Genomic DNA, 9,980 nt, shown 5'->3' with positions numbered 1-9,980 from the left:
AGTGTGGACCCTGCCGGATTCGAACCGGCGACCTCCTCATTGCAAATGAGGCGCTCTACCAACTGAGCCAAGGGCCCTTGTCTCTGTGGGCACGGATGGAATCGAACCATCTACCTCCTCTTTATCAGAGAGGCGTTCTGCCAATGAACTACGCGCCCAAACTACTCCTTCTTTTTTAAAATTTTCTTTTTAGAAAAACTTCCTTCGAAGTATTCGGGCATAGATCGTTTCAATCCAGTGGGGGTCATTTTAATAGAGTGTTGATTATCCCCAGAGTTCAATATTATCTTTGAACCCTCCAAGAGACTTTTATCAATAAATACAGGAATTGTCCAGAGCTGACCAAAAGGTGGCATTGCCCCAATCTTTATACCCTTTATGTTCTCCTTAATCCATTTATCTTTTACGATGCTTACCTTTTTCACTTCTTTGCCCATAGCTTTGGCAGCAATCTTATTAAATTTATCAAGGTCAATTATTCTATCCCCGGACACAAGAGTAATAACAATATTTTTATCTAATTTCAAAAGAACTGTTTTTCCAATTAACGATTCCTTCACCCTTAAAGTTTTTGATTTATCAAAAGCAGTAAAAACTTTACGATGATTTATAACATCATATTTTATTGCACTCTTATCAAGAAAATTTATAACTTTTTTGGGAACCGCCATGGCAGTATCGTAGCAGAAAAATAAAAATTTATCAACAAAAAAAAGCACTCGTTGTCGTGCATTTCTTGTATAAATCAGCTTTTTAGAGTCGTTCCGAAGTTATAGTTAAAGTGTTTAACCAACACTCAGTATCAGTTTGAGAATTCTCACAAACCGATTCTGTCCGACACTATTTCAAAAGATTAGATAATCCACGGGCAGCTTCCGCTACCCGTGCCTTGTTACGACTTAGTCCCTCTTATTGAGCCTACCGTGGTACCCTGTAGGGCACTTAGGGTATTCCCAACTCGCTTGACTTGACGGGCGGTGAGTACAAGGCTCAGGAACATATTCATCGCCACGTGGCTGATTGGCGATTACTAGCGATTCCGGCTTCATGAGGTCGAGTTGCAGACCTCAATCCGAACTGAGATCGGGTTTGGTGGGATTAGCTCCCCCTTACGGGTTGGCAACCCATTGTCCCGACCATTGTATCATGTGTGCAGCCCAGGGCATCAAAGGGCCATGCTGATTTGGCGTCATCCTCACCTTCCTCCCGATTGTCTCGGGCAGTCCCCTATGACAAAGTAAAACATAGGGCGAGGGTTGCGCATGTTACCGCATTTAAGCGTGCACCTCAAGGCACATGCTGACGACAACCATGCAGCACCTGTCCACTTGTTCTTGCGAAGGGCCTTCCTTTCGGAAGGATTTCAAATGAATGTCAAGCCCTGGTAAGGTTCCTCGCTTATCGTCGAATTAAGCCACATGATCCACCGCTTGTGTGAGCCCCCGTCTATTCCTTTGAGTTTTAGCCTTGCGGCCGTACTTCCCAGGCGGAACACTTAACGCGTTAGCTTCGCCACTTGAAGGGTCGACACTTCAAATAGCTAGTGTTCATCGTTTACAGCGTGGAATACCGAGGTATCTAATCTCGTTCTCTGCCCACGCTTTCGTCCCTCAGCGTCAGAATCGTCCCAGTTGATTGCCTTCGCTTTTGGTGTTCCGGTCAATATCAACGGATTTTACCCCTACACCGACCGTTCCATCAACCTCTAACGTTCTCTAGTTTAGGAGTATCTTTAGAAGCTTCAAGGTTAAGCCCTGAAGATTTGACCAAAGACTTTCTAAACCGCCTACGGACCCTTTACGCCCAATAAATCCGGATAACGCTTGGGGATTCTGTGTTACCGCTGCTGCTGGCACAGAATTAGCATCCCCTTATTCCTGGAGTACCGTCATATAAATATTCTTCCTCCAGAAAAGCTCTTTACACCCCGAAGAGCTTCTTCAAGCACGCGACGTCGCAGGATCAGGGTTTCCCCCATTGTCCAATATTCTCGACTGCAGCCTCCCGTAGGAGTAGGGCCCGTGTCTCAGTGCCCTTGTTGGCGATCAGGCTCTCACCCCGCCTACTCGTCATAGCCTTGGTAGGCCATTACCCTACCAACTAGCTGATAAGCCGCGGGCTTATCCCATTCCGGAATACTTACGTAAACCTTTACCTATAAATTCATAGAAAACATAGGACCATCGGGAATTACCTAGCCTTTCGACTAGTTATGCCCGTGAATGGGGTTAATTACCCACGTGTTACTAACCCGTTTGCCACTGCTCTTAAAAACAAGCAAGCTTGTAAGAAAGAGCCGTTTGACTTGCATGCCTTATCCACGTCGCCAGCGTTCATCCTGAGCTAGGATCAAACTCTCAAAAAAAAATAGTTTCGGAACAACTCTAAAAAACTGACTTTTGTTCTCTAAATTTTCAAGGTTCTTTCTTCTTAAATAAAAATCAGGAAGATGCTTCCTGAATAAAGCCTTCGTCTTCAAATAATTTTGCTTTTTAATCTCTCATTTTTCAATCTTACATTTGCATCTTCTGGAACCATTCTATACATTTCAAAAATTTTGTCAAGGATTATTATTCCTTGAAAACTCTTGGAGCCGGCTGCCAGATTCGAACTGGCGACCTACTGTTTACAAAACAGTTGCTCTACCACTGAGCTAAGCCGGCAAAACACCTTCGTTGATTATTTTTTCTCGGACTTTTTTCTAAGAAGGTGAAGAAAATCTCCGATCTTACTTTCTATCTTTAAAACAAAAACTCTTACCTTTGAAAGAATTTTTTGCAGAATGCTATTCCATGAAAAATTCTTTATAAAAGGAATTTCCAATATTCTCTTTTTAACCTTCAGTATATAACTATCCTTTTTAGTAACTGAACTATCAATAACAACTTTATTCAAAGCAGGCAATTTTTGGTAAAAAATTGATACCATTACTAAGAAACTAGCTATCAAGAAAATGAATATTATTATCTGGAACATTATATCTCGTATCTAGTAAATCCCTTAATTACAATATTTTCTCCCAATTTCGCAATAACTTCCTTTACTAGCGATTCAATGGTTTTACTGGTATCCTTTACCCATTCTTGTGAAAGAAGACATACATCTTTTTTGTAACTATTAATCTTTCCCTCTATTATCTTTTCAATAACTTCTTTCGGTTTATCGCTTGTAGCAAATTGTTCCATAAAGATTTCTTTCTCTTTTTCTATATTAGCTTCTGGAACATCTTCTTCTTGTATAAACAATGGTTTCATAGCAGCTATTTGAAGACAGATTTCTCGGGCAAGATTTTGAAAATCATCGGACCTTGCAACAAAATCAGATTCACATCGGATATCTAATAACACTCCTATTTTTTGATTGGGATGGATATAGCTAGTAATAATACCTTCTCCAACATCACGGCCCAATCTCTTAGCAGCCATAGCTTGTCCTTTTTTCCTTAAAAGATCTTTTGCTGTTTCAATATCTCCTCCTGCTTCTTCTATTGCTTTCTTGCATTCCATTAACGAAACGCCTGTCTCTTCACGAAGCTGTTTTACTAAATCTAAATTACTCATAATTTTAACAACGGTTAAATTAAAACTTTTCTAGCGCACGACCCTAGATTCTATGATAATACCCTTTATCTTTTCTAAGATATATCTTACAGAAGATACGGCATCATCATTTGCTGGAATTGGATAATCAACAACCTCTGGATTAACATTGGAATCAGAAATAGCAATTACTTTGATTCCTCTCTCTGAGGCCTCCTTTACAGCTAGACCATCTTTTTCGATGTCCATTACTAACACTGCATCAGGTAATTTAGATAATGATTTTAATCCTTCAAACTTTACTTTCAAAGATTCAATCTCTCTTGTAATATTTAGTCTTTCTTTCTTGGTATATTTTTCAAGATCCCCTTCCTCTTTCTTCTTTTCTAAATCCTTAAGATGATCTACTCTCTTCTTGATGTTTCCAAAATTAGTGAAAGTTCCTCCAAGCCATCTTTCAGTCATATATGGAATATCAACTTCTTTTGCAAATTCAGTAACCATTTCTTTAAGTTGAACTTTGGTTCCGATAACCATTACAACCTTGTCTTGAGAAATAAGGCTTTTTATGAAACTAAGAGCTTCCTCTAATTTTTCATATGTCTTCTCCACATCAATAATACTAATGTCATTTCTTAGACCATAAAGATAAGGCTCCATCTTAGGATGCTTCTTATTCTTCTTATGTCCAAGATGAACACCAACCTTTACCATTTCTTCCATTTCGTGTTGTTTTTGATCTAATTCTTCTTTAGTTTGAGTCATACAATATAGTTCTATTACTTAATTTATATCTGCTGTAATTTAACACTATTTAAAAATTAAATCAAGATTCCTTGATTTTTAATGGATTTTTGTTAGTATTTAAATGTCAATTGTTTTGAATAAATAAAATTATATATGAAAAAAGAAATCCATCCAAAATATCACGAGAAGACTGATGTGAAATGTGTTTGCGGAAATTCATTTACTATCGGATCTACTAAGGAAACGCTTAATATTGACATCTGCTCATCGTGCCATCCTTTCTATTCCGGAAAGGAAAAGATTGTTGATACTATGGGACGAGTAGAAAGATTTAAAAAGAAACTTGAAAAAAAGCAAGATCTAGGAAAAAAGAAGTAAGTACATGCTAAATATGGAATTCGACCTCAACCTCTTTAAAGAAGAGTATGATGAACTTTTAAAAGAGATCAGTGACCCTGACCTCATTTCGGATTGGGAAAAATTTGAAGAACTTTCAAAGAGAAAAAAGAAATTAGAAAACCTTATCCAAAAGGCAGATGAGCTCAAAAAAACCATAAGAGAAAAAGAGGAAAATAAAACAATTATTTCCAAAGAAGACGATCCAGAATTGATTAGTTTAGCCGAAGGAGAAATTGAAATCATCAAAGAAAAAATAATAATACTAGAAAAAGAGGTTAAGGAATTATTTGAAAAAATAAAGAGTGATGGCGATGATGGTAAGAAAAGTGGAGCTGTTATTGTAGAAATAAGAGCTGGTGCAGGAGGAAATGAAGCGGCGCTTTTTGCTGAGAATTTATTTAAGATGTATTCACGATATGCACAGAATAAAGGATGGACACAAAAAATATTAAGTTCTAGTACAACAGAAGTTGGTGGATTAAAAGAAGTAATATTTGAACTTAAGAATGGTAATGTCTACTCTTCTATGCAATATGAAGGTGGAGTCCATAGAGTTCAGAGAGTGCCAGAGACTGAAAAAGGGGGCAGAATACACACATCAACTGTTTCGGTCATCGCAATGTTAAAGCCTAAAAAAGGTACTGTAAAAATTCTTCCCAACGATCTAAAGGTAGATACCTATAAAGCTTCCGGGCCAGGGGGGCAACATGTTAACAAAAGAGAAACTGCGATAAGGATAACCCATTTGCCAACCGGTACTGTAGTTACTTCTCAAACTGAAAGAAGCTTGGCTCAAAATAAGGAAAATGCGATGTCTATCCTTGAGGCAAGGATAATGGAAAAATTAGAAAAAGAGCGTGTAGCTAAATTAAAAAAAGAGAGGGCGTCACAAGTTACTTCAAGTGATAGGTCTGAAAAAATAAGAACATATAATTTCCCTCAAAACAGAATAACTGATCATAGAATACAAAAAAGTTGGCACAACATTGAAATCATACTCAACGGAGAAATGGATCCAATAGTAAAAGCACTGCAAGAAGAGGGAGAAAAATAAAAACCGCCCAAAGGCGGTTTTTGATTTTACTGAGATTTATTATCTACTCTGATTTAAAATATCAATATCTCTTTGGAATCCAGCAACTCTTCCCATTACTTGATCAGCATAACTCCTATTACGATTAATACATGCCTGAGAATTTAAACAATTAGGTCCTGCGTAATAAGAAATCGCTGCTCTCCATTCCCCTTCGCTGGTTTGAGACCTAGCACCTAAATCTGATAATAGGAGTCCTGAGGCTAAAAAGGAGTCTCTAATAACCCAAGGATTGGCGGGTTTTCCCAAAAGTGTACTTAATCTTGATCGATACCCCATCCAGGTAGAAGGGATAAATTGAGCGGGCCCCATAGCACCTCCGAAACCAGGAATATTTGGTACCGGACAGGAAATCTGGATTTTAAGAGGGTCCGTATTAAGCTCGTTTGCGATAATTAAGAGTCCTGGAAGATCTCTTGTCCTATGTATTCCATTTGAGTGTACTTGACCGGTTCGAATATTTACTGAATGCCCAGAAGTAGTATCAGCAATATTACAACCTCCCACATTTCTACCAATAGCAGATTCTTGTTGCAGAATTGCCAACAAGAAAGCCGGCCTAGTTCCCGTTATTCCTTCCACCCACTTTGCAAGTTCATAGGCCTCACCAAAATTCGGTGCTTGTGTGCTAGGAGTTCCTGCTAATTCAAAAATTCTAGCCCTTATTTGAGCTGCCTGTTTTCTTACCTCTTCTAGTTCTTTCTTTTGAAGCGCTTCTCTTTGCTGATTACCCTCTAGCAATCTTTGTTGTTCTCTTCTGATAGCTTCTGCTTCCCTAGCCTGAGCAGTCTTAGCTGCAGCTAATTGTTCAGTTTCAGTTTTTGCATCTCCTAGAGATATTTTTTCTTCTTCCAGATTAACTTTTAAAACTATTATCTCTCCTAAAATATCCCTGCTTTCTGATGACAATCTTTCTAGTGCCGAAGTGTTATCAAAGAAACCGCTAAGATCTTTTTCAGAAAGTAAAATCTCAACAGTTGTCCTTTGATCTTCTTGATATATATTTCTTAAAGTATTCGCTAGTCTTCCTCGCAAAGTATCAATTTTATTTACTGTTACTTCAATAGATGCTTCTGTATTTATTATCTGGCCTGTAAGTGATTGTGCCCTTACTTGAGCTTGACGAATTTCAGCGTTTAGCTGGTTAATCCTTCTTCTCAGAGTAGATACTTGATGCTGAATTCGTTCTCTCTCTGCTTGAGTCACTGTAACATCCACTTGAATCTTTCTCTCTAATTCCTCTAATTCTTTTAACTGCCTTTGAAGGCTACTTCTTTCCTGCTCAGGAGTAGCTTGAGCTGAAATAAAAACTGCTCCACTGCTAAGAAGAAGAGTAAATATTACCAGGATAATCAGTGATTTTTTAAGAGATAATTTAAACATAAATGTTTTTTTTATTATTAATCCTCATCAACTTCCTCTTTCTTTTCCTTTACTTCTTTCTTTACAGAAGAAACATCTTCCTCAATTGGTTTTTCAAGCTCTTTTTCAACATCTTCTACTGGAGTCACCAATGCAACTATTTCCTCGAGATCACCCATAATAGTAACATCCTTTGGGACAACTAAGTCTCCGATTGTTATAACATCATCAAATGTTTTCAATACTTCAACATTAATTTTAATATCGCGAGGTAATTTATTAGGAAGAGCCTTAACTTCTAATTCAGAAAAGTTTTTCACTAAAGTTCCTCCCAGCTCTTTCACTGCTGGTGGTATTCCTTCAAAAATTAATGGAATAGAAACCTCTACTTCTTCCTTAAGATCTGGCTGGTAGAAATCAACATGGATAATTTTTCTAGTCAAAGGATTTTTCTGAACTTCATGAATAAGAACTGAATATTTTTCCTTATCAGTTTCAGACTCAAGAGATATTAATGAACTTTCTCCAGCTTCTTTAAAAAGTTTATCAAATTCTTTTGCATTAATTTTAATAGAAGTGTTACTTACTCCTGATCCATACAAAACTGCTAAGATGTGATCACCTCTTCGGTCTTTTTTTTCATCACTAGAACGTTTTTGAAAAGATATTTTCATAATTATATTTATTTCTCCGAAACAAGAATGCATTGAACCGGGCATGCATCTGCGGCCTCAGTATTGCAAGACAAATCATTAATCTCTAATTTAAAATTTTCAGGACCATCTACCAAAGTAGCCCCCTTAAGATCAGATTTCCCATCATCGCTCATCGTCCAATAAGCAGGACATATAGAAGCACAAGCACCACAGCCGATACATCTATCTCGTTTATGAGTTATTTTATTCATTTTCTTCAAATATAATAGATTATGCTCTCAAATTAAACAAAATCTAGAACATTAATTTTTATTACTCTACCTAACATTAGGCTACCACTTTCCTTAAAAAAAATCAAGGTCAAGATCTTTTAGAGCTTCCGAATAGTTTTATCTTTTCTTCTACCTTTTCTGTCACCGATAACTTAGATTCAGCAAGTAAAGAATAGGGAGCGAAAGAGTCTTTTTTAGCCACAGAACGCTTGAGAGACTCTTTCCATGCCATTCTTAATTCGGTGTTTACATTAATTTTTACAATACCCAACTTGATAGCTTTTTTAATATCCCCTGATTCAATGCCAGATCCACCATGAAGAACCAACATTTTTGCGCTATTTACTCCCGCATTCTTAATAAGATTAAAATCAAGCTGAGGCATTTGAGAATAAACTCCGTGAACATTACCAACTGACAAGGCCAATAAATCAATATTGGCATTTTTTGAGAACTTAATTATGTCCTCCATTGGAGCTAAACGAACTTTTTTAATATCAGCTTTCTTTTTATGAAGGCTCGATATGCCAGAAATATAACCTACCTCACCTTCTACAACAAGCCCTTTCTTTTTGGCATAATTCAATACCCTCTTTGTTTCTTTTATATTATCATCCAAGGGCATCTTAGATCCATCAAAATGAACCATATCATAACCGGAATCAATAGCTTTCTTAATTAATTCTAAGTCACGACCATGGTCTAAATTTAAAAAAAATGGAGCTTTGTATTTCTTTCTATAAAAAGAAACAATCATTGCTGCTTCGTCCATGCCAAAAAAATCAGCCTCTCCTTTAGAAGTTCCCACAATAACCGGACTCTTTAATTTTAAAGACGCATCGAGTATAGACTTTAACTGATCAAGAGTAGAAAAATTAAATTGTCCAATAGCCCATTTTTCGGCATGAGCCCTTTTGAGATAATTAATTAATTTCATTTTTTTCTATTTTTATTTTCTTGAACCTTTCCCCTCTTTTTAACAATCCATTCTTTGCTCCCCATTCTCTTAGACAAGAAGAAGCGTTAGCTGAACCTAATTGAATAGCGTATTCTATGTCATTTTTAAGCATTATGCCCGCAAGAAGTCCTGAGCCAAAAGAATCCCCCGCACCGGTACGATCCACTACCTTGGACTTTGCTATTCCCACAGTATAACTATATTTACCATCAATAACCACTAATCCCTTGGAGCCTTTTGTCATCACAAAAGTACCAGAATAGAATTCAGCCATTTTCTTAAGAATTTCTTTCTCATTATTGTAGGAAACACCCACTAACATCGAAGCCTCTTCTTTATTCAGGAAAAGAATATCTACTTTCTTTAAAATATTTCTTAATTTATTTTTTGGAAGACTTAATTGTGAGGTGCCCGGATTAGCGGCCACACGTATCCCTCTGCTATGTGCAAAATCAACAATTTTGCTAAAAGCATAACACGTCTTTCCGGATAACGGAGCTAAATAAAACCATTTTGATTTTAATTTCCCAAAAGGTATTTCTTTTAAAGAAAATTCATCAGACGCTCCTCTGTAAGTAAGTATAGTCCTGTCTTTACCGGGGATACTTAAAACAAAAGAATGGTTAGTGGGCTTTTTTTTATTCTTTATAATAAAAGATGTATCTGCCCCCTTCCTTTTCATTTCTTGAATAATTTCTTCTCCTGCTGGATCATCTCCGACCATTCCACAATAGGCAGTTTTAAACCCTAAAGACAAAAAGGTGGCTGCGCTATTAGAACCGCCTCCACCAGAGAAAAAATGCAATTCATCTATATCTATTTTTGATCCCAATGAAAAGCAAATTCCTTTATTGGTCAAAAAACTAGAACTCTTACTTGAAGATATTTCTTTATCTCTTATAAAGATATCCCAAGTTGAAGACCCAAATGTTATTACATCGAAAAACATAATTA

The 9,980-nt window shown here is 36.9% G+C and carries 11 protein-coding genes, 3 tRNA genes and 1 rRNA gene; 2 read left to right on the top strand and 13 right to left on the bottom strand.

The window, feature by feature from the left end:
• Window positions 1–4: 4 nt before the first annotated feature.
• The 8 genes from KY054_02105 to rpsB all read right to left on the bottom strand — a co-directional run bounded on the left by KY054_02105 (window position 5) and on the right by rpsB (window position 4,304).
• Window positions 5–77, bottom strand: a tRNA-Ala gene (locus tag KY054_02105).
• A gap of 9 nt (window positions 78–86) precedes the next feature.
• Window positions 87–158: transfer RNA gene (locus KY054_02100), tRNA-Ile, on the bottom strand.
• A gap of 3 nt (window positions 159–161) precedes the next feature.
• On the bottom strand, window positions 162–671 hold the full coding sequence (locus tag KY054_02095) for a YbaK/EbsC family protein (GenBank protein MBZ1356542.1): 510 nt from the start codon (window positions 669–671) through the stop codon (window positions 162–164).
• Window positions 672–850: 179 nt separating this feature from the next.
• Window positions 851–2,365 (bottom strand): 16S ribosomal RNA (locus tag KY054_02090).
• Window positions 2,366–2,588: 223 nt separating this feature from the next.
• A tRNA-Thr gene (locus KY054_02085) sits at window positions 2,589–2,663 on the bottom strand.
• A 16-nt stretch (window positions 2,664–2,679) separates the two neighbouring features.
• Entirely contained in the window at window positions 2,680–2,976 is a 297-nt protein-coding gene (locus KY054_02080; protein MBZ1356541.1) for a hypothetical protein, read from the bottom strand.
• Complete coding sequence (locus KY054_02075) at window positions 2,976–3,563, bottom strand: elongation factor Ts (protein MBZ1356540.1); 588 nt, start codon at window positions 3,561–3,563, stop codon at window positions 2,976–2,978. The genes KY054_02080 and KY054_02075 overlap by 1 nt, the downstream gene beginning before the upstream one ends.
• A 27-nt stretch (window positions 3,564–3,590) precedes the next feature.
• A complete protein-coding gene (gene rpsB, locus KY054_02070) occupies window positions 3,591–4,304 on the bottom strand; it encodes a 30S ribosomal protein S2 (GenBank protein ID MBZ1356539.1) in 714 nt (237 codons plus the stop codon).
• Window positions 4,305–4,439: 135 nt separating this feature from the next.
• On the opposite strand from rpsB, the gene rpmE reads away from it, so the two are divergent.
• A complete protein-coding gene (rpmE, locus tag KY054_02065; protein ID MBZ1356538.1) occupies window positions 4,440–4,664 on the top strand; it encodes a 50S ribosomal protein L31 in 225 nt (74 codons plus the stop codon).
• Window positions 4,665–4,677: 13 nt separating this feature from the next.
• Entirely contained in the window at window positions 4,678–5,739 is a 1,062-nt protein-coding gene (gene prfA, locus KY054_02060) for a peptide chain release factor 1 (GenBank protein MBZ1356537.1), read from the top strand.
• Window positions 5,740–5,778: 39 nt separating this feature from the next.
• Here prfA and KY054_02055 read toward each other — a convergent pair whose 3' ends face one another.
• From KY054_02055 to KY054_02035, 5 genes are all read right to left on the bottom strand, one after another.
• A complete protein-coding gene (locus KY054_02055; GenBank protein MBZ1356536.1) occupies window positions 5,779–7,161 on the bottom strand; it encodes a lytic murein transglycosylase in 1,383 nt (460 codons plus the stop codon).
• Window positions 7,162–7,178: 17 nt separating this feature from the next.
• Window positions 7,179–7,814, bottom strand: coding sequence for a 50S ribosomal protein L25 (locus tag KY054_02050; GenBank protein ID MBZ1356535.1), 636 nt, complete (start codon window positions 7,812–7,814; stop codon window positions 7,179–7,181).
• Window positions 7,815–7,822: 8 nt separating this feature from the next.
• On the bottom strand, window positions 7,823–8,047 hold the full coding sequence (locus tag KY054_02045) for a ferredoxin (protein MBZ1356534.1): 225 nt from the start codon (window positions 8,045–8,047) through the stop codon (window positions 7,823–7,825).
• Between the two features lie 109 nt (window positions 8,048–8,156).
• Window positions 8,157–9,005 (bottom strand): class II fructose-bisphosphate aldolase, encoded by an 849-nt coding sequence (locus tag KY054_02040; protein ID MBZ1356533.1) that lies wholly within the window; start codon window positions 9,003–9,005, stop codon window positions 8,157–8,159.
• Window positions 8,992–9,975 (bottom strand): carbohydrate kinase family protein, encoded by a 984-nt coding sequence (locus KY054_02035; protein MBZ1356532.1) that lies wholly within the window; start codon window positions 9,973–9,975, stop codon window positions 8,992–8,994. Before KY054_02035 ends, KY054_02040 begins: the two co-directional genes overlap by 14 nt.
• Window positions 9,976–9,980: the final 5 nt, after the last annotated feature.

The organism is Candidatus Nealsonbacteria bacterium (assembly GCA_019923605.1).
Taxonomy (GTDB): domain Bacteria; phylum Patescibacteriota; class Minisyncoccia; order Minisyncoccales; family CSSED10-335; genus JAHXGM01.
Note: the sequence above shows the minus strand (reverse complement) of the source record. Positions and strands in the feature narration are given on the sequence as shown.

Excerpts from the sequence above, each read along its gene's own strand:
- rpsB (MBZ1356539.1), bottom strand. The coding sequence starts at position 4,304 with ATGACTCAAACTAAAGAAGAATTAGATCAAAAACAACACGAAATGGAA.
- prfA (MBZ1356537.1), top strand. The coding sequence starts at position 4,678 with ATGGAATTCGACCTCAACCTCTTTAAAGAAGAGTATGATGAACTTTTA.
- rpmE (MBZ1356538.1), top strand. The coding sequence starts at position 4,440 with ATGAAAAAAGAAATCCATCCAAAATATCACGAGAAGACTGATGTGAAA.
- KY054_02055 (MBZ1356536.1), bottom strand. The coding sequence starts at position 7,161 with ATGTTTAAATTATCTCTTAAAAAATCACTGATTATCCTGGTAATATTT.
- KY054_02040 (MBZ1356533.1), bottom strand. The coding sequence starts at position 9,005 with ATGAAATTAATTAATTATCTCAAAAGGGCTCATGCCGAAAAATGGGCT.
- KY054_02080 (MBZ1356541.1), bottom strand. The coding sequence starts at position 2,976 with ATGTTCCAGATAATAATATTCATTTTCTTGATAGCTAGTTTCTTAGTA.
- KY054_02035 (MBZ1356532.1), bottom strand. The coding sequence starts at position 9,975 with ATGTTTTTCGATGTAATAACATTTGGGTCTTCAACTTGGGATATCTTT.
- KY054_02095 (MBZ1356542.1), bottom strand. The coding sequence starts at position 671 with ATGGCGGTTCCCAAAAAAGTTATAAATTTTCTTGATAAGAGTGCAATA.
- KY054_02050 (MBZ1356535.1), bottom strand. The coding sequence starts at position 7,814 with ATGAAAATATCTTTTCAAAAACGTTCTAGTGATGAAAAAAAAGACCGA.
- KY054_02045 (MBZ1356534.1), bottom strand. The coding sequence starts at position 8,047 with ATGAATAAAATAACTCATAAACGAGATAGATGTATCGGCTGTGGTGCT.